The following is a 20,429-nucleotide window of genomic DNA, read 5'->3' as shown; positions in this document are numbered from 1 at the left end:
TGTTATTTTAAAAATTAAAAATACTGTTTTTTAATGAACTCTTCAATTGTTACCTATTCAAACATTTTATAACTTATTCACAACCAAAAAAACCGTATTTTTGCGAAAAATGTAAAAAAATTATTAAAATACCATTTTTTAAGAATCCCATGAAATACGAAACATGAAATACTGGAAAAAATATTCAAAAGAAACCTTAATTGATAAAATTGATAAAGCATTAAACGCAAATGTTAATTTTCAAACTAGCAAATTTTTAGGTTACCCTGTATCGCGTTTAGATGAAAATGTATTTAACACAAATGGTGCTTTTTTAAATGATTCTCCATTGTTAAAATCTTTTATAGCCAACCCAAATAATATTGGCTGTCATACTACAGGTAAATCTGAAGAAGCTTTTAAAGGATCTCAACAGCTTGAAAAAGAAGTAATTGAAGTGTTAGCAGTTGATATTTTTAAAGCCAAAGAAAATGAATACGATGGTTATATCGCCACTGGAGGAACTGAAGCAAATATTCAAGCTCTATGGATTTATAGAAATTATTATAAAAAGAATTTTGGTGCTTCACTGGATGAAATGGTTATTTTAGCTTCTGAAGATACCCATTATTCCGTTCATAAAGGTTCTAATTTATTAAGTGTTGATACTTTAAATATTCCTGTTGATTTTAATTCTAGAGAAATTATCGTTGAAGAACTAGATAATATTGTTAAAAATTTAATTTCAGAAGGGAAAAAATACTTTATCATTATTTCAAACATGGCGACAACAATGTTTGGATCTGTTGACAATCCTGATGTGTATGCTAGCATTTTAACGAAGCATAACGTTGAGTTTAAAATTCATATAGATGGTGCTTTTGGAGGGTTTATTTACCCTATTTCAAATAAAAATTCAACCATTAATTTTTTAAATCCAACTATTTCCTCAATTACCATTGACGCACATAAAATGTTACAAGCTCCTTATGGAACCGGTGTGTTTTTATGCAGAAAAGGATTGATTGAAAATGTATTAACCAAAGAAGCTCAATATGTAGATGGAATGGATTTAACCTTAGTTGGAAGCCGTTCTGGAGCCAATGCCATTGCTGTTTGGATGATTCTTTTTAGTTATGGATATTATGGCTGGTTTGAAAAAATAAACACATTATTACTTCGTACAGAATGGTTTTGTAAACAATTGAATGAATTATCAATTGAATATTTCCGCGATCCTTTTATGAATATAGTAACCCTAAAAGCTAAATTTGTTCCTGAAAATTTAGCACATAAATTTGGCCTTGTTCCAGATACTCATAATGAAAATCAAAAATGGTACAAAGTTATTATGATGGATCACGTTGAAATTGAAGATTTACTGAAATTTGTGAATGAATTAAAAGCGTTAGTTTAAACTATTTGAACAAAATAGATTTACATAAAATAATTATATTCTAATTTTTAGATTCATCTAAATATTATTTTGTATATTTATAAAAATTATATTTTGGTGTACTCATCTACAGAAGAAAATTACTTAAAAGCTATTTATAAATTTAGCCTGACTCAAAAAAAAGGAACTTCAACCAATGCTATTGCTAAAGCATTAAATACAAAAGCTTCTTCTGTAACAGATATGCTAAAAAAATTAGCTACTAAAAACTTAATTGACTATAAAAAATACTACGGTGTTAACTTAACTTTAAAAGGAGAACAAGTAGCACTATCTATAATTAGAAATCATCGTTTATGGGAAGTTTTTTTAGTTGAAAAACTTCATTTTAAATGGAATGAAGTTCACGAACTTGCTGAAGAACTTGAACATATCAAGTCTGATAAACTAATTGCTAATTTAGATGCTTTTTTAAATTTCCCAACGTTCGATCCACATGGAGATCCTATTCCTTCAAAACACGGAAAAATAAAAAAAGTTGAACTACAAAATTTAACGCAATTAAACGAAAATGAAGAAGGAACATTTTTCCATGTAAAGGATTCTTCCGATAATTTTTTAAATTATTTGAGTAAAAACAATTTAAAAATCGGTTTAAAAATTAAAGTGAAAGAAATTGAACCTTTTGATAATTCAATTAAAATAAGCTATAACAATCAGCAATTAATTATTTCAAAAAATGTTGCCAAAAATTTATATATAAAAAACTGATGCAAACTTATAATCCACTTTTATCGCTATTACTATTTCTTGTAATTGCAACAGTGCTATTTTTTTTGTTTCAACCAAAAAAAGGATGGTTTTGGATCATCAAAAATAATTATAAGCCCAATAAAAAAGTTATTGCCGAAGATATTTTAAAATTTCTTTTTCATTCTGAAAGTGAAGGGAAAACCGTTTATAAAATAGAGCTTTTTGAATTCTTAAAAATTAAAAATTCAATAATTACAAAAGTCATTGATATTGCAGTCTCTCAAAAATTGATTTCAATTGAAAATAAGTTGGTTCAATTAACATTAGAAGGTAGAAAAGAAGCCTTACGAATTATTAGAACCCACCGACTTTGGGAAAAATTTTTAGCAGAAAAAACAGGGTATGATAAAATAGAATGGCACGAAAGAGCCGAACGAAAAGAGCATGAACTAGATGTTGAACAAGTTAATTTATTGGCTTCTAAATTAGGACAACCACAATTTGACCCTCATGGAGATCCAATTCCTTCTCAAACTGGAAAAATGCCAGTTTTAAAAGGGGTTTCTCTTACTACATTACCCGTATATTTCACTGGGAAAATAGTCCATATTGAAGACGAGCCAGAAGTAGTTTATAAACAAATTTTAGCAGAAAATATTCACATTGGATCAATCTTAAAGGTTTTAGAAAATAATAAAACTCGGATTACTTTTTATTCTGAAGGTGAAGAATATCGACTTTCTCCTGAAGTTGCCGAAAATTTAACAATAGCGGTATTTCAGAATGATATTAAGGTTGAACATGATTTAATGCGACTTACAAGTTTAAAGGAAAATGAAACTGCAACAATTATTGGGCTTTCAAAGGAAAGTAGAGGAGATAGCAGGAGAAGATTATTAGACTTAGGGTTTGTAAAAGGAGCGAGTGTTAGCATTGATTTGGTAAATCCTTTAAAAGAACCTACAGCGTATTTAATTAAAGGAACTTCTATTGCTTTAAGAAACAATCAAGCTTCCTATATTTTGATTAAAAAAGATATTTAATGGAAAAATCAATTAAAAGCGTATGCGAAACTTGTTCTCAATTTAATGCAAACGGACTGAAAAAATTAGGAATCGATACTTCTAATTTTGATTTTGTTGTTGCGTTGGCTGGAAACCCGAATACAGGAAAAAGTACGGTATTTAATGCGTTAACTGGATTGAAACAACATACTGGAAATTGGCCAGGGAAAACTGTTACCAGAGCTGAAGGTGGATTTCAATACAATAATGAAACTTTTAAATTAATTGATTTGCCAGGAACTTATTCTTTATTGTCAACATCTGAAGATGAGGAAGTTGCACGTAATTTTATTTTATTTGGAAAGCCTACAGTAACCGTAATTGTGGTTGATGCAAGCAGATTAGAACGCAACTTAAATTTAGTATTGCAAATTTTAGAAATTACTAATAAGGCTGTTTTGTGCTTAAATTTAATGGATGAAGCCGAGAGAAATCATATAGAAATTAACACTCGGAATTTAGCTCGAAATTTAGGAATCCCCGTAATACCAACAAGTGCTCGGTATAATCGAGGAATTCCAGAATTAATTCAAACCATTAGCGAATTAGCTAACAACAAAATTAGTTGCAAACCACATCGAATTAAAAATATTCCTAAAAAAATAGAAAATGCTGTAAAAGAATTAAGTATTGAAATTGAAAAAGAGTATCCAAAGATACCAAATAGCAGATGGATTGCTTTTAGATTACTTGAAGGGGATACACAAATCATAAATGCTCTTGAAAAGGGAGAATTTGTATTATAAAAACAAATGAGCACTAAAAATATAGATAAAATTATTACACTTTCAAAGGAGTTACGCTGGGAAATAGGCGATGATTTTCACGATCATTTAGCAGAAGGTATTTATGCTGATGCTTCTGATATAGTAAGTCAATCTGTTTCAAAAGATACTTCAAAAATTAATTTTAATTTAGATTCAAAAATAGATAAAATTGTAACAAGTAAAACTTGGGGATTTCCAATCATGTTTTTAATTTTAGCCGTTATTTTATGGTTAACAATTACTGGAGCTAATTATCCATCATCATTATTAGCACAAATTTTATTAGATGATTTTCATCCGGTTTTAAAAACATTTGCTAACAATATTGGAACACCTATTTGGTTAAGTGGTTTTTTATTTGATGGTATTTATTTAGCAGTTGCTTGGGTTATTGCAGTAATGCTACCTCCAATGGCTATCTTTTTTCCTTTATTTACACTTTTAGAAGATTTTGGCTATTTGCCAAGAGTTGCTTTTAATTTAGATACTCTATTTAATAAAACAGGTGCACACGGAAAACAAGCACTTACCATGAGTATGGGGTTTGGGTGCAATGCTGCTGGTGTTGTTGCTACTAGAATTATTGATAGCCCAAGAGAACGTTTAATTGCTATACTCACCAATAATTTTTCATTATGTAACGGTCGTTGGCCAACTCAAATACTAATTGCTACCATATTTATTGGAGCAACAGTTCCTACTTCTTTTTCAGGAATAGCATCACTAACCGCAGTTATTGGAATCGCATTGCTTGGAATATTATTTATGTTTTTTTCTTCTTGGATATTATCTAAAACAGTGTTAAAAGGTGAGGTCTCAACATTTAATTTAGAACTACCTCCGTATCGCCCGCCAAGATTTTGGAAAACTATTTATACTTCTTTAATTGACAGAACGCTAATTGTTTTATGGAGAGCTATTGTTTTTGCAGCTCCTGCTGGTGCAATAATTTGGTTAATTTCTAATATTTATATTGGAAATGAAAGTATTGCTGCTTGGATTATAAATTCATTAGATGGATTTGGATTTTTATTTGGATTAAATGGTGTTATCTTATTAGCATATATCGTTGCTATTCCTGCCAATGAAATTGTAATTCCAACCATATTGATGTTAACTGTTTTAGTTACAGGAATATCGGCTGGAAATGGTGCTGGGGTGATGTTTGAATTAGATTCAGTTAATGCAACAGGTGCTATATTAAAAGCTGGAGGTTGGACTTTATTAACGGCCATTAACTTAATGTTATTCAGCCTATTACACAACCCTTGCAGTACAACTATTTATACTATTTATAAGGAAACTAAAAGCCTAAAATGGACTACAGTTGCTACTATTTTTCCTGTTATTTTAGGCTTTGTTGTTACTTTTTTAGTGGCTCAAATTTGGAGAATAGTTTTTTAAATTATAATTCTTCAAACAATTGTTCTGCATTGCTCAAAATTCTAGAAGATTCAGCATAACGTACAATTTTATAGGTTTCAATTAATTTATCTTTTGAAATATTTTGCGTTTTGGCTTTATTTAGCATTGCCTTGATGCAAGTTTTACCTCCTGTTGCTATGGCAACTCCTAAATAAATTAAAGTTCTCGTTTCGTTTTCTAAAGCACCATTTTCTGGCATTGCGAACATATTACTTCTAATTTGTTCGTACAACATTTCGGGCAATTTTTCACTTGCTAGTTTTACCACATTTGGCAATTCTCCATTCATAGATCCTTTCATTTTTGTAAGGATTTGTTCTATAGTTGGCTTTTGTGTTTCCATCTTCTTAAATTATTTCTATTGTTTTTTAATTATTTTATCTTTATCTACTGCATAAGCATAAATAGGGACATAAATTAAAGTTAAAAGTGTTCCTATAAGTAATCCGCCAATAGCCACATCTGCCAATGGACTTAAACGTTCTAACCCAACCGCATTTTCTAATGCAATAGGAATCATACCGGCAATGGTACCAAAAGCTGTCATTAATACTGGTCGAAATCTTACACGAACACTTTCTATAGCACTCTCATAAGGCGATTCTCCACTAGCACGGTGTTTTTGGTAAAAATCTATCAGCAATACAGCATTTTTAATGATGATTCCAAAAAGCAATAAGATACCTAACAAACTTGGCATACAACTTGGTTTGTGGAATAATAACATTCCCCAAGCAGCACCAATTAAGGATAATGGTAATACCAATATCATAATTAAGGCCATTTTAACTGATTTATAAATAGCAATTAACACCATTAATAAGATGATGATTCCTAAGGCAATGGCTTTCATCATTCTGTCAAAACTATCATTTATGGTTTGGATATCACCTTCTTGCGTTACTATAACATCGTCTAGATTTTTAACTTTACTTAAAGCTGCATCTGCATCATCTGTTAAATGTGTAATTGGCCGTTTGGCTCTGTATCCATTAACATCTACACTGTATAACATTTTATTTCGTTCGATCTTAGCATAGGTTAATCGTTTTGAAATTTTAGCTAAAGATTCAAGAGGGATTTCACCAAACTTTGATTGGATTGGTAACAGCCTTAAAGTTTGTTCATTTTCGCTAAATTTTCCTTTTAAATACAATCGCACATACTGCGTATTCATAGATTGTAAATTGGCGTTTAGCCCAACTACTTGACCTTTAACCGGAATTTGCATCGCGATTTGATAAGGTGTTAAACCAAAACTCAAGGCTTTATTTTCATCAATATCCAACACTATTTCGCTTACATCTTTATCCCAACTCGTTGAAACCGATGTTAATCCTTTTATGGTAGCAATAGCATCACTTACTTGATGTGTTTTATCGGTTAAACCATCTACAACAGGCGATTTTAACCGAATATCTAATGGTGCTTTTACAGAAGATACTGCAGTTGCGCCAAAATCGAAAACATCATTACGTTTTAAGCCTTCTAATTTTGAAAGCCTATCACGTAAAATATCTTCTATTTCCCACATGGTTAATTTTCTATGAAAACGATCCACACAATTAATGGTAATTGTAGCTTCTGATGGTAAATTACCAGACCCTAAACTTAAAACACCTGGTTCTGTACCAAAAGCAACAGAACTTTTTTCTGCCCAATCTTGTTTGTGTAACCAAGTTAAAAAAGGTTCCATTTTATTTTCAGCACTATTTACAGTTTCGTTAGCACTAAAAGCAATTTGTGCTTTAATAATACCTGTATCCATTGGTGGCATCGCATCTTTACCTATAGTTGGCATAATACTGCCCATACTCACTAATAATAAAATTACAACTCCAACAGTTAATACAATTCTTCTTAAAACTTTTCGTTTACCATTAGAAAATTTAATCACATTTACATAAGGTTCAACTAATTTACCAACTGAATTTTCATAAGCACGATCAAACCACAATTCTACTTTGGTTTTTCTAAACCCATTTTTATACAGTCTTTTTAATAATTGTGGAATAAACGTGATGGATATAAAAAATGAAATTATTAATGCAATAATTAATGTAAATATTAAGGGTTTAAATATTTTTTCAGGAAAACCACCTATAAACATTAAAGGAAATATTACAGCAATAGTAGAAATTGTTCCAGCAAAAATTGGCGCAATAACTTCTTTAGTACCCTTAATAATGGCAGTTTCTAAATCTTCTTTTAGTTCATTAAGGTGCCGTTCTACATTTTCTAAAACGACTACAGCATCATCTGTTAACATACCCAGAGCTAAAATTATAGCAGTATATATTACAATATTCAATTCGCCACCAGTTAACCAAATAATAGCCATCGTTGCAAAAAATACCATAGGGATTGATAAACCTGCAGCAATAATGGCTCTAAAATTTCCTAAAAAGAATAAAACAACAATAAGTGTAAATATGATAGCATCACGTAAAGCGTCTAACATATTAGAGTTTGCCAACTCGATAAGATTGCGTTGCGTATCGGAAATTTCGAAATTGATATTAGGATATTTGGCTTGTAAAGTTTTCATTTCGGCTCTGGCCGCTTTACTTACATCCAACACACTTCCTCCAGGAGCACGTTGTACAGCTAAAGCTATAGCTTGTTTACCATTACCAATATATCCGCTAGTTCTTTTTTTAAAACCCCATTTTACGTCGGCAACATCTCTTAATTGTACATTGGGTAAAATATTGATATTTTTAATTTTTTCAATATTATCTTTTTCTCCATAAAAAGTAATGGTATAAAAGCTGTTCTCCCCTTTTACAAAACCAACTGGTATATCTTTATTTAATACTTGAATAGCTTTTGCTATAGATTCAAAATTAACATTATAACGTTTTGCTTTAAATGGGTCAACTTCAATATTTATAGCACTTTGATAGCCCCCAAAAACTTCTACATTTCCTATTTCAGGATTACTCAATAAGTATGGTTTTATAAAACTTTCAGCTATTTTTCTAATATCAGCAGTGCTAATATTATTATTTTTTGGACTTAATGATATAATATCTACAGGTAACGTAAAATCACCTGCGGTATAAATAGCCGGATTTACGTTGGCGGGTAATTTCCCTTTAGCAATAGACAATGCGTTAGCCACATCAACAGCAGCTGCATTTAAATCTTTTTTGTAACCAAATTCAACTTTTACTATTGAAAAATTTGCAACATTTACAGAGCTCACATCGGTTACTAAACCTAATCTTGAAATTTCTTGTTCAATTGGTTTTGAAACGGTATTTGCCGCTACTTGTGCTGTTGCTCCAGGAACATTTGTAATTACAATTACTTGTGGAGGGTTTGCATCAGGAAATAGATTTTTAGGTAAAGTAACTAGACCAACTATCCCCATAATAAAGAAACCTGCTATAATTGCATATAATGTATATGGTCGTTTATAAAAATAATCAAACATAACTTTTTATTTTTGAGTTAGTATAGTTAAACCTCCAAGGAGTTTTAATAAAATATCTTGTTTAGCAACAACTATTTCTTTACCTATTAAATTGGTATTGACTACCACCAAACCATTTTCACCTGTTTGAATAATATCTACAGGAATTGCTTTCGCCTTGCTATTATCATTTATCAAAACAAAACTTTTTCCATCGCGATTAAGTATAGCATCAAATGGCAATTTTATAGCATTACCTTTAAATACAATAACATTCACTTCAATTCTATCGCCTGTTGTAAATCCTTTTGAATCTACATACACTTTGTATTCAGCTAGATTGTTAAAGGTGCTATTTAAAGCAACAACAGGATAACTTTTGTTATTAAAACTTACGCCATAAATAGGTAAATCTGTTGGAATTCTTAACAATAAATAAAAACCATTAGTAGCACTAATATTTGCTACTGGATGACCGGGTAAACACATATCTCCATTATTGACTAATGTCTTTGAAATAATACCATCAACTGGGGATAAAATAGTAACATACGTTAATGTATTGGCAACATCAATTTGATTTTGTTGTAGAGTATTTAATTTAGCTTTTAAAGCTTCCAATTCACTTTCTTCTTTTTGATATTGTTCAATTGAAGCTCCTTTTATAGCTAATAATTCTTTGGTTCTTTTATGAGTATCTCTTATATTTTTAAGAGCTATTTCTGTTGCTTTAACTTGAGATTTTAAACTAATAGCACTTGTTTGAATAGAAGTATTGTCTAATCTGGCAATAACATCTCCTTTTTTAACTTTTGCCCCACTAGGCTTTATGAAATTGACACGAGCAGTTACTTTTGAAGATAGTTTTACATCCTTATCATTTTCTGTTTGAGCCAAATAAGGAAGCGTTAATATTACTTCTGCTACTACTGGTTTAAACGTTGGTACTACAATTCCATATTGTTTGGCAATTGGCATATTAGCTTCTTTACGTTTTGCATTAACTACAGCAAAAATTGCTAAAATAATAATTATTATTACTACAATTATTCCTATTATTTTTTTATTTTTTATCGTTTTCATTTTATTAAATTTTCAATGTTATTACCATAAATTACTGCTAATTTTACTAATGTTTGCCATTTTTCGGCTTGTGCTTTATATAGTTTTGATTTTTCTAAAACCAAATCATCTTCATATTTTAAATAATCTTCAATAGCTATTCTATTAGAGCTATAACTTACTTTTGCTATTTTTAAAATTTCTTCTTTATCTTGTATGTTTTGTTGGTACAATTTTTCTGATTTATACAACAATTGTAAACTATTTTCTAATTGATTAGCTTGAGATTCTAAAGACAATTTTAGTTTATCAAATTCATTTTGAGTAGCATTATAAGTTATTTTACTTTTTTTAATTTGAGTATATTGACTTTTATTAAAAAGTGGCATGCTTACAACTAAACCAAATGTGGTATAATTTTCATCAATTGCAATATCATTATTATAAGAATTTGCAAAGCTGTGATTATAATTTCCTCTAAGCAAAATGGATGGTAATAACTTTTCTTTTTCAGCTCTATAATTTAATTTATCGGCAATAACTTTTTGTTTTAGAGGTTCTAATGCCTTCATAGCACTTGTATCTATACTTTTGCTAATTTCAAGCATATCTACAGGGTTTTCCATTCTTATTCCTGTTAAAGTTTCAATAGCTTCTATTGCTTTTAGACGATTAATAGCAATTTCGTTTTTAGTAGCTTCTACCTGATTTACACCATTGTTAATAATTAACAAACTTGAACCTGGAGCTCTGCCATTTTTCACTTTTAAAGCAATTATTTCTTTTGTTTTTAAAAGTGATTCTTTTTTACTGTCAAGTGCTTTTGCTAAAGCATTTATATATTGCAAATTAGCATTAGAGCTTATAATAATCGCTTCATTTTGCAATAAATTAATATGTTTTTTTGCTTTAGCTGATTTTTGCATGTGTTTTGCTTTGCTCGCCATCGTATAAATAGATTTTATAAATACCGGCATTGAAATACTAACACCAGCTCTAAAAATTTGATCGCTAAAAGGTTGAGGTATACTCGGATCTTGAATCATAGAAAACATAACGTTAGGAGGCACTGGTATCATTCCTGTTGGAATAGAAGTATTATCATAAGTACCAAACGCCGTAATTTTTGGATATAAAGCGCTATATGCTAATTGTTTTCCTGTTGTTGCTTTTTCAAACGCTAATGCATCACTTTTTGTTTGAGGGTTCGTTTTTAAAGCACTAAATAGGTCTTGTATATTATTAATTTCCTGTGAATAATTGTTTTTAGGAACTAAGAATAATAGGAGTAGACTTAATATTAAAATTTTAGTTTTCATTAGATAAATAATTTATTTTTTTAGAATTTTTAATAATAGATAAAACATTTTAGTACAAAACTCATCACTTTTAAATTTCTCTTTTTGAAGAATTAATTCAATATTTAATATTACTGGTATTCCCATATAAAGTGTTGAAAAATCATTTAAATTTAAGTTTTTATCCCATACATTTTTATCAATTCCCTCTTGTACTATTTTAATTAATAGTTGTTTTTGTGCTTTTAATGTTTTAAGTAATTGTTTTTTTAGTTCAGAATCATTGGAATGTGTAGCTTCAGAAAAAAGTAGAATAGTAATACCTTTATTCTTTATTAAATACTGTATTTGTTTGCAGAAAAATGTAAATAATTTTTTTGAAGGTGCTAAATTTGAAATTGCAATTTCTTCTTGCTTCACAACCAAATTTTCATAAACATCTAGTATAATGGATAGTAGAATTGCTTTTTTACTTTTGAAATGACGGTAAATTGCTCCTTCAGTTACGCCAACTTTCAAAGCAATATTTTTGGTCGATAGCTTTGACATTCCTTCAGTTGAAATAATATCTAGCACAGCCTCTTTAATTAAAATTTGTCGTGTTTCGGTATCTAAACGTTTCATAATAGATGTAAGTAAGTATTCACTTACAAAGGTATGGCAAAATTCAACATTAATTGTAGCAATAGTTACAATTAATAGTTGCTACAATTAATTGATACTTTTTAAGTTGCTTAAATAAGGAGAATGTTATTTGAATTGGTTATTGAATAATCTCTGTAAAAATAAGTACATAATACAAACCCGTTAGTATAAATACTAGTCCAGCAACATAGCGCATTACTTTTTCTATCTTGGTTATTTTATTGTAAAATACTCCTACACTACCTGCTGCAAAAGCCAATAAATAAGTAAATAAAACTACCGGTAATCCCGTACCAAAAGCAAAAATAATTGGCAAGTACAAACCGTTTGTACTTGAAATGGTCATTGGAATTAACATTCCAAAATACAATGCACCACTATAAGGGCAAAATGCCAACGCAAATACAACTCCTATTAAAAAAGAGCCTAGTAAACCTTTATCTTTAAACTTGTTGGTGAATTTTTCAGTGAAATTTAATTTTCCTAAAAAATTCAACTTAATCACATTCAACATAATTAAACCAACAACAATAAGTAGCGGACCTAAATATTTTTCTCCATTTTGTTGAAAAAACCGTGCTATTTGAAACTTGCTTGCCCCAAAAAATAAAATTAATCCAATTACGGTATAGCTAAATGCTCGTCCTAGAGAATACAATAATCCACTTAAAAAAACCAACTTTTTATTAGTAATATTTTTTGAAATAAAAGCTGTTGCAGTGATGTTAGTTGCTAAAGGACAAGGACTAATGGCGGTCATTAGCCCAAGTATTAATGCTGATAAAATAGGAAGATTATAATTTTCGAGAAGTGTTTGTAAGTACTCCATCTAAATATTCTTTAACTCAGCTTCTAATTTTGATTTTAACTCTTCTGAAAAAGCTTCTTTATCCATTCCTTTCATAAAAGCAAAATCGGTTAAATCAATATGAGTTTCTTTACCATTTTTAATAATATTTAAAAACAATGCAGTTCCTGTAGCTTTATATTCTTCAGCTATTTTAAAATTTTGTTCTTCATCAACATTGATAGTTTGAAAAGTGAGTTTATTTTCGTTTAATTCGTTCAAAAAATAAGTATCTAAAGTATATTTTGCATTTGCTTCAATAGCCTTACATGTTACACATCTGTGAGTTGAATAAAAGTCTATTACTTCAATTTTTGAAATGGATGTATCTAAAGCTTGAGATTTAGGTTTAACTTTACTGCTACAAGATGAAAGCAGTATACTAATTGCTATGATGATACTAAATTTGATATTTTTCATTTTGTTATTTTTTGATTTTATTTAACCCCTTTTTGTTTTAATATTTTTTCGAGTTCTTCTTCAGGAAAAAATCCTTCATGTCTGTAATATTCTATTCCTTCGCTATCTAAAAATACTTGTGTTGGTATCAAATTTATTTTATAAGTTTCAGCATAAGGTTTCCCTTCTTTTGTCCAAACATCATAAAAAATTGTTTTGACTTGTTTTCCATATTTTTTATTTACAGATTTAATAACACCTTGCATTTTCTGACAAGGAATACAACGTACAGAACCTAGCTCTATAAAAGTGACTTTAGCGTTGTTTGTTTCAGAAGTTAAACTTGCCTTGACTTCTACTTTACTAGCCATATTTTTAACGGTTGCTACATCTTTTTTTGATGTTATTTTTCCTTCACAAGAAAATAATAGGATGCTTACGCATAGAATTGATATATATTTCATAATTTATTTTTTGAAGAAATTTTAATCAGTTTTTCAGTAATTATACCTTGTGGAATAGAAACAATAGCCATTGTAAATAACAAAATAAGTGAATATTTAAGTCCAAAATATATTATTAACATTGGCAACCATTGCAATTTAATTCCTCTGTTGAATAAGAATGTTACTAAAAATCTATCTTTCACTCCTTTTTCTTGTAAATCCTTCATCAGAGGATACCATAAATATAAAGGGCCAATTGATAAAATCCCTGAAATGATAGTAATTACCCATCCTTTTACACCTGCATCTTTACCTAAATATTTTTTTAGCTTATTTTTATCTATAAAATAATTGGTAAGTAACATTATAAAATAAACTATGAATAAAATAGGGATAATTTGAAATAATAAATTTTGAAATTGTTCTAAAATTAGAATAAATTTATTTGAATTAACAAAATAAATAATTCCTAAAATTAGGATAACCACAGCTAAGAAAATCCATTTCCCATAACTTTTTTTAATGTGCTCCTTCTTTTCCATTTTTAAATTAAATTTAGAATTAAAACAGTTAAAAAGGAAACTACAATAGACATCATAAAAGCCGTAATATTTCTATAAAATGCAAATACTTTTCCTAAAACTAAAGATTCTGCAGGCAGCTGAACTAAACCAACTGTTACCCAAGAAACAATAAATGAGGTAATGGCAATTAAACTAATATTTGCTTCTAAAAAACCATTTCCTAAAATGTAGCCTGTAACAGGGTTTCCAGTGAGGATGCTACCTAATACTGCCCCTTTAATAGAATCAAATATTATATTTCCATCAAAAAGTACATTATAATAAGATGCTGGAATCATAATTGTTATAATGCTGACTAATAAAATCATTCCAATAATAATAGGCAACATATCTGATAAACCTAAGTATGTTTTCTTATTTACCGTTTTTAGCTTGCTATAATTTAATTTACTCATTTTATCTGTTTTATTTATCCTTTAAAATAATAAATCATTAAATTCTTTGCTTAAATTATTAAATTGTTTTACAAAATAACATTAAATAAATAGCCAGAAATAATAATACAAAGTGTTACTACTCCAAAAAATATTCCTATTAACTTGAAAGTCATTACTTTTTTCAAAAGCATAGCTTCTGGTAATGAAAGCCCAACTACACCCATCATAAATGCTATAGCAGTTCCTAACGGAATTCCTTTAGCAACCAATACTTGTACAATAGGTAAAATTCCTGATGCATTCGAATACATTGGCACAGCAAAAATGGTTGCAATTGGAACTGCAAACCAATTATCTTTAGTTAAATACGCTTCAAAAAATCCTTCTGGAATATAACCGTGCATTAATCCTCCAATGGCAATTCCAATAATTACATAAAGTGAAATTCCTTTTAAAATTGATTTGGTATCTACCCAAATTGATGGCAGTCTATCTTTAAAGGTAGAGGAAGCAACTTCAAACTTATCTGTTTCTTTTTGTGATTTTTCAAGAACTTGTTGTACCCAAGGTGTTAAATATTTTTCAAGTTTTAATTTCTGAAGAATAATTCCTGAAATAGTCCCCAATAAAATTCCGCTAATCACATAAATCACTGTAGTTTTTAAACCGAATAAACCTATAAATAAGCCTATTGCAACCTCATTTACTAGTGGAGATGTTATTAAAAAAGAAAATGTAACTCCTAAAGGAATTCCTCCTTTTACGAAGCCAATAAATAACGGAACTGATGAACATGAACAAAATGGTGTTACCACACCAAATAATGAGGATATTAAATATTCAAAACCAAACAATTTTTTACGCGATAAATAATTTCTAACTTTTTCAACTGGGAAATAGCTATTTACAATTCCCATAAAAAAGATGATTACAAAAACTAGTAATAAAATTTTCACAGTATCATAAATGAAAAAATTTAGAGCTTCAGCTAGATGATTTCCTTCTTGAAGCTTCAAAACATCAAAAACAAACCAATCTGCTATTTGTTGAATCCAGTCAAACATTATATTTAAGCTATTTTTTCTTTATAAAAATTAAAGAAATCTCTTTTAATTTTATCTCTAATTCTTCTAAATTCATTTAAAACTTCATCAATAGATCCGGTAAATTCAGCAGGGTCGTCAAAACCAATATGAAGCCTGTGTTTTACACTACCTGTAAACATTGGGCAAGCTTCTTTTGCGCCACCACAAACAGTAATTACAAAATCAAACTCATCTTTTAAAAATTGATGAACTGATTTAGGCTTGTTTGCACTTAAATCAATACCTAACTCTTTCATTACTTGAATTGCCAAAGGATGTACCTCAATAACAGGTGTAGTTCCTGCTGAAAAAACTTCGAGATTCTCATCAAAAGATTTTAAAAAACCCTCAGCCATTTGACTTCTACAAGAATTACCTGTACATAAAATTAATATTCTCATTTAATAAAAAAATTTCTTCATCCATAATGAAACATTCACCAAAGCAATTAACACAGGAACCTCAACTAAAGGACCAATTACACCAGCAAAAGCTTGTGGAGAATTTAAACCAAAAACAGCAATAGCAACTGCAATTGCAAGTTCAAAATTATTACCTGTAGCTGTAAATGCAACTGCCGCATTACGTTTGTAATCTATATTCATTGCTTTTCCAACAAAGAAACTTACAAAGAACATGAGCACAAAATAAATGACTAATGGTACTGCAATTTTCAACACATCTAAAGGGATTTCAACAATTAAATCGCCTTTTAAGCTAAACATTAGTACAATTGTTGCTAATAAAGCTATTAATGTAATTGGAGAAATAAATGGAATAAATTTACGATTGTACCAGTTTTCACCTTTATATTTTACTAAGTGTTTTCTACTTAAAAACCCTGCTAAAAATGGAACTCCTAAATAAATTAAAACACTTTTGGCTACTTCCCATACCGAAATATTTACATCAAATCCTTCTATACCAAAATAATTAGGCAATACCGTAATAAATAACCAAGCATAAAAACTATAAGTTATAATTTGAAAAACACTATTTAAAGCTATTAAAGTAGCGCCATATTCTCTACTTGCACCTGCTAAATCGTTCCAAACTATTACCATAGCAATACAACGCGCCAAACCAATTAAAATTAAACCCGACATATATCCTGGTTCGTCTCTTAAAAAAATAATTGCTAAAAGAAACATTAAAATTGGGCCTACAATCCAGTTTAAAAACAAGGACATAGACATTAATTTTGTGTCCTTAAAAACTGTTGGTATTAAACTGTAGTCTACTTTTGCAAGTGGTGGATACATCATTAAAATTAAACCAATAGCTAACGGAATATTTGTTGTTCCAACTGAAAGAGATTCAGTTACATTTGCAATTTGAGGAAATAAATAACCCAAACTAACACCAATAATCATTGCTAAAAATATCCATACCGTTAAAAAACGATCTAATAGTTTAAGCTTTTTTTTCATAATTAAAATAAATTAGTTCAATCCTGTTTTAGCAACAACCGTTTTTAGGTTCACAACAACTATCTGATTTATTTTCAGAAACAGGTTCACAACAAGAATCCTCAGTAGTAGAACAACAAGCTTCTTCTTTTAATAATTCTTTAATTTCTGAAGCGCTAGGTACTCTTCCTTTAACCACCACTATTTCATCAATCACAACGGCAGGTGTACTCATAATATCATACATCATTATTTCTTGAATATCAGTAACCTTTATAATTTGAGCTTCAATTTTTTCTGTAGCTACAACTTCAGTAACAATTTTTTCCGTACTTACACAATTTGGGCAACCTGTTCCTAATATTTTTATTATTTTCATTTTAAGTTTATTTTTTATTATTTATCATCGCCTATAAACGATGGATGTATTTATTTTTTTTATTTACACGATATTTTAGTCATATTTTTTTGAAAAAATGTCTCAAATAATTCTTTTGCTTTTACCCAATTTTTTTGCTGAATACAATACTTTATTTTTGGAGGAGATACTTCACCTTGAATTAACCCTGCATTTTTTAATTCTTTTAAATGTTGAGAAATTGTTGATTGTGCCAATGGAAGCATTTCCATCAAATCACCTGTATAGCAACAACTTTGATTTTCTAAATAGTTAAGAATTTTTATTCTTGTTGGGTGACCTAAAGCTTTCGCAAATTTTGCTAATTCTTCTGTTTCCTCCAAATAGGTAATATTTTGTATAGTTCTTCTCATAAGTTAATCGCAAATGTACGATTAGTATTTGGATTATTATATTTTACGTAAAAAAACTACTATAACCCTTTTGGGAACGCTTTTTTGTTAAAAAATATTAATAAACCTACGCCTGTAGAAATTGAAGTATCAGCTACATTAAAAATAGCATTAAAAAAAGTAAATGGTTTTCCACCCAAAATTGGTAACCAACTTGGTAAATCTCCACTCCATATAGGAAAATAAAGCATATCTACCACTTTTCCGAAAAATAATTTTCCTGTGGCTTGTTCAGAAAACAATGTGGCTAAATCATGACCTCCAGGGGTATTAAAAATAACTCCGTAAAAAACAGAATCAATAATATTCCCCATTGCACCAGCAAAAATTAAGGAAATTGCAACAATTAAAATAGTATTCGCTTTCTTTTTTACTGAAGTAAACAACCAATAACCAATTCCTGTAATTGCAAATAACCTAAAAACTGTTAAAAATAATTTTCCTGCTTTCCCTCCAAATTCAGCTCCCCAAGCCATTCCATTATTTTCAATAAAATGAATTCGAAACCAATCAAAAACTATAACATCTTCTCCATAAAAAAAATTAGTTTTAATATAAAATTTACTAATTTGATCTATTAACAATACTATAAATATAATAAATAAGGCCTTTTTCAATTTTATTGTATTTTAATTCTGGTATTTAAAAAAGGAAGCCTCCAAAGTAGGAAGCTCCATTCGTTTTATAATTTTTATTAATTATTGCTGTAATCTTTTTGCAGCAATACTTAATGTTGCGTGTGGAACTAATTTTAAACGTTCTTTCATTATTAATTTTCCTGTAACACGACAAATACCATACGTTTTATTTTCAATACGCAACAAGGCATTTTTTAAGTCTCTTATAAATTTTTCTTGACGTATTGCTAATTGTACATTTGCTTCTTTTGACATGGTTTCAGAACCTTCTTCAAAAGCTTTAAAGGTTGGTGATGTATCATCAGTCCCATTATTACTGTCATTTTTAAAAGCACTATTAATCAATGCTAAGTCTTCTTCAGCATAGTTAATTTTAGATAAAATTAACTCTTTAAACTCAGCTAAATCTTTGTCTGAATATCTATTATTTTCGTTCATAAGCTTACACTTTTTGTATTAATATTTTAGTGTTTACATCGTCAAAAGCTATTTCTATGCCTTTTTCTACTTTATCTTCAAACACCAATTCATTTGTTAACGTTTCAGTTTTTATATATTGTTCATTTGCTGAAATTGATTGCTCTAATATATCATTTTTTTGAATAACCAATCTAATTTTATCAGTTACATCAAAACCAGACTCTTTACGAAGGTTCTGTACTCTGTTCACCAACTCTCTTGCATTTCCTTCTTTACGTAATTCATCAGTGATTGTTACATCCAATGCAACGGTTAAACCGCCTTGATTTGCAACTAGCCATCCTTCAATATCTTGCGATGAAATTTCAACTTCATTGAGCGTTAAATTTACAATATTTTCATTAATTTTTAATGAAATTTCACCTTGTTTTTCAACAGTTGCAATGTCATCTTGTGTTAAATTTTGAATTGCCTGAGCAACAAACCTCATATCTTTCCCAAACTTTGGACCAAGTACTTTAAAATTAGGCTTTATCATTTTTACTAATATTCCTGAAGCATCATCAATTAACTCAATTTCCTTTACATTTACTTCTGATTTTATCAAGTTTTCAACAGCCAAAATTTCTTCTCTATCGTTTTCATCCAAAATAGGAATCATAATTCTTTGTAATGGCTGACGAACTTTTATCATTTCTTTTTTACGTAACGATAAAACCATGGAAGATATTTTTTGAGCTTGTTGCATTTTACGCTCTAACTTACTATCAATCAAACTCTCATCATACTTTGGAAATGAAGTTAAATGTACTGATTCAAAATTTTCTTTTTCTGAAATAGTTGTTAAATCTTTATACAAATTATCCATAAAAAATGGCGCAATTGGCGAAGCTAATTTAGCAACCGTAACCATACACGTGTATAATGTTTGGTATGCTGATATTTTATCTTGTCCATATTCACCTTTCCAAAAACGTCTTCTACTTAAACGAACAAACCAGTTGCTTACATTTTCTGAAACAAATTCTTGAATTGCTCTTGCTACTTTTGTTGGTTCGTATTCTTCGTAAAATTTCTCTACATTTTTAATTAATGTATTCAATTCTGATAATACCCAACGATCAATTTCTGGTCTCTCTTCAATTGCTATTTCATCTTCAGCATAAGTAAAATTATCTAAGTTTGCATATAAAGAAAAGAATGAATAAGTGTTATATAACGTTCCAAAGAATTTTCTTCGAACCTCATCAATTCCATCAACATCAAACTTTAAATTATCCCATGGATTTGCATTTGAAATCATGTACCAACGTGTAGCATCTGCTCCGTATTTTTCCATTGTTTCAAATGGATCTGCAGCATTTCCTAAACGCTTCGACATTTTTTTACCTTCTTTATCTAACACTAACCCGTTAGACACCACATTTTTATAGGCTACAGAATCAAAAACCATAGTTCCAATTGCGTGTAATGTATAAAACCAACCACGAGTTTGATCTACTCCTTCAGCAATAAAATCGGCTGGATAGAATTTCTTCTCGTCAATTAAATCTTTATTTTCAAACGGATAATGCCATTGTGCATAAGGCATTGAGCCAGAATCAAAC

The 20,429-nt window shown here is 29.4% G+C and carries 21 protein-coding genes and 1 pseudogene; 4 read left to right on the top strand and 18 right to left on the bottom strand.

The genetic code is table 11. The features are described 5' to 3' along the window. Positions 1–163: 163 nt before the first annotated feature. The 4 genes and pseudogenes from QM495_RS00525 (at position 164) to feoB (ending at position 5,363) form a co-directional block, all read left to right on the top strand. Complete coding sequence (locus QM495_RS00525; protein ID WP_408670147.1) at positions 164–1,396, top strand: pyridoxal phosphate-dependent decarboxylase family protein; 1,233 nt, start codon at positions 164–166, stop codon at positions 1,394–1,396. Between the two features lie 90 nt (positions 1,397–1,486). Continuing rightward, a complete protein-coding gene (locus tag QM495_RS00520) occupies positions 1,487–2,146 on the top strand; it encodes a metal-dependent transcriptional regulator (RefSeq protein WP_408670171.1) in 660 nt (219 codons plus the stop codon). Then, positions 2,146–3,171: a DtxR family transcriptional regulator gene (locus QM495_RS00515; protein ID WP_408670146.1), complete on the top strand. Its 1,026-nt coding sequence runs from the start codon at positions 2,146–2,148 to the stop codon at positions 3,169–3,171. The genes QM495_RS00520 and QM495_RS00515 overlap by 1 nt, the downstream gene beginning before the upstream one ends. Before the next feature lie 11 nt (positions 3,172–3,182). After that, positions 3,183–5,363, top strand: a pseudogene (gene feoB, locus QM495_RS00510) (ferrous iron transport protein B). Position 5,364: 1 nt separating this feature from the next. Here the strand turns inward: feoB and QM495_RS00505 are convergent. The 18 genes from QM495_RS00505 to QM495_RS00420 form a co-directional block, all read right to left on the bottom strand. Further along, positions 5,365–5,727, bottom strand: coding sequence for a carboxymuconolactone decarboxylase family protein (locus QM495_RS00505; RefSeq protein ID WP_408670145.1), 363 nt, complete (start codon positions 5,725–5,727; stop codon positions 5,365–5,367). Positions 5,728–5,742: 15 nt separating this feature from the next. Next, positions 5,743–8,823: an efflux RND transporter permease subunit gene (locus QM495_RS00500; protein WP_408670144.1), complete on the bottom strand. Its 3,081-nt coding sequence runs from the start codon at positions 8,821–8,823 to the stop codon at positions 5,743–5,745. 6 nt (positions 8,824–8,829) lie between these two features. Next, a complete protein-coding gene (locus tag QM495_RS00495) occupies positions 8,830–9,885 on the bottom strand; it encodes an efflux RND transporter periplasmic adaptor subunit (protein WP_408670143.1) in 1,056 nt (351 codons plus the stop codon). Beyond that, complete coding sequence (locus QM495_RS00490; protein ID WP_408670142.1) at positions 9,882–11,183, bottom strand: TolC family protein; 1,302 nt, start codon at positions 11,181–11,183, stop codon at positions 9,882–9,884. Before QM495_RS00490 ends, QM495_RS00495 begins: the two co-directional genes overlap by 4 nt. Before the next feature lie 12 nt (positions 11,184–11,195). Further along, positions 11,196–11,786, bottom strand: coding sequence for a TetR/AcrR family transcriptional regulator (locus QM495_RS00485; RefSeq protein WP_408670141.1), 591 nt, complete (start codon positions 11,784–11,786; stop codon positions 11,196–11,198). 139 nt (positions 11,787–11,925) lie between these two features. After that, positions 11,926–12,636 carry an aromatic aminobenezylarsenical efflux permease ArsG family transporter gene (locus QM495_RS00480; RefSeq protein ID WP_408670140.1) on the bottom strand — a complete coding sequence of 237 codons (711 nt, stop codon included), beginning with the start codon at positions 12,634–12,636 and terminating at the stop codon, positions 11,926–11,928. Further along, positions 12,637–13,074, bottom strand: coding sequence for a nitrophenyl compound nitroreductase subunit ArsF family protein (locus QM495_RS00475; RefSeq protein WP_408670139.1), 438 nt, complete (start codon positions 13,072–13,074; stop codon positions 12,637–12,639). Positions 13,075–13,091: 17 nt separating this feature from the next. Further along, positions 13,092–13,517: a TlpA family protein disulfide reductase gene (locus QM495_RS00470; RefSeq protein WP_408670138.1), complete on the bottom strand. Its 426-nt coding sequence runs from the start codon at positions 13,515–13,517 to the stop codon at positions 13,092–13,094. After that, positions 13,514–14,041 carry a hypothetical protein gene (locus QM495_RS00465; protein ID WP_408670137.1) on the bottom strand — a complete coding sequence of 176 codons (528 nt, stop codon included), beginning with the start codon at positions 14,039–14,041 and terminating at the stop codon, positions 13,514–13,516. The genes QM495_RS00470 and QM495_RS00465 overlap by 4 nt, the downstream gene beginning before the upstream one ends. Before the next feature lie 2 nt (positions 14,042–14,043). After that, positions 14,044–14,478 carry a hypothetical protein gene (locus QM495_RS00460; RefSeq protein WP_408670136.1) on the bottom strand — a complete coding sequence of 145 codons (435 nt, stop codon included), beginning with the start codon at positions 14,476–14,478 and terminating at the stop codon, positions 14,044–14,046. A gap of 68 nt (positions 14,479–14,546) precedes the next feature. Then, positions 14,547–15,524, bottom strand: a complete 978-nt coding sequence (locus QM495_RS00455; protein ID WP_408670135.1) for a permease — start codon at positions 15,522–15,524, stop codon at positions 14,547–14,549. 5 nt (positions 15,525–15,529) lie between these two features. Further along, the gene (locus QM495_RS00450; RefSeq protein WP_408670134.1) at positions 15,530–15,946 is read right to left on the bottom strand and encodes an arsenate reductase ArsC; all 417 of its coding nucleotides are present in this window, start codon (positions 15,944–15,946) and stop codon (positions 15,530–15,532) included. Then, entirely contained in the window at positions 15,947–16,975 is a 1,029-nt protein-coding gene (gene arsB / locus QM495_RS00445) for an ACR3 family arsenite efflux transporter (RefSeq protein ID WP_408670133.1), read from the bottom strand. A 28-nt stretch (positions 16,976–17,003) separates the two neighbouring features. Then, positions 17,004–17,333, bottom strand: a complete 330-nt coding sequence (locus QM495_RS00440; RefSeq protein ID WP_408670132.1) for a thioredoxin family protein — start codon at positions 17,331–17,333, stop codon at positions 17,004–17,006. 59 nt (positions 17,334–17,392) lie between these two features. Next, positions 17,393–17,725, bottom strand: a complete 333-nt coding sequence (locus QM495_RS00435) for an ArsR/SmtB family transcription factor (RefSeq protein ID WP_408670131.1) — start codon at positions 17,723–17,725, stop codon at positions 17,393–17,395. A gap of 59 nt (positions 17,726–17,784) precedes the next feature. Then, positions 17,785–18,387 (bottom strand): lipoprotein signal peptidase, encoded by a 603-nt coding sequence (locus QM495_RS00430; RefSeq protein ID WP_408670170.1) that lies wholly within the window; start codon positions 18,385–18,387, stop codon positions 17,785–17,787. Positions 18,388–18,462: 75 nt separating this feature from the next. After that, on the bottom strand, positions 18,463–18,840 hold the full coding sequence (locus tag QM495_RS00425) for a TraR/DksA family transcriptional regulator (RefSeq protein ID WP_408670130.1): 378 nt from the start codon (positions 18,838–18,840) through the stop codon (positions 18,463–18,465). A gap of 4 nt (positions 18,841–18,844) precedes the next feature. After that, positions 18,845–20,429, bottom strand: a 1,585-nt coding sequence (locus QM495_RS00420) for a DUF5915 domain-containing protein (protein ID WP_408670129.1), incomplete at its 5' end; no start/stop codon positions are given.

It is taken from the genome of Lutibacter sp. (assembly GCF_046055765.1).
Lineage (GTDB): Bacteria > Bacteroidota > Bacteroidia > Flavobacteriales > Flavobacteriaceae > Lutibacter.
The sequence above is the reverse complement of the archived record's forward strand: the minus strand, read 5'-3'. Positions and strand labels throughout refer to the sequence as shown.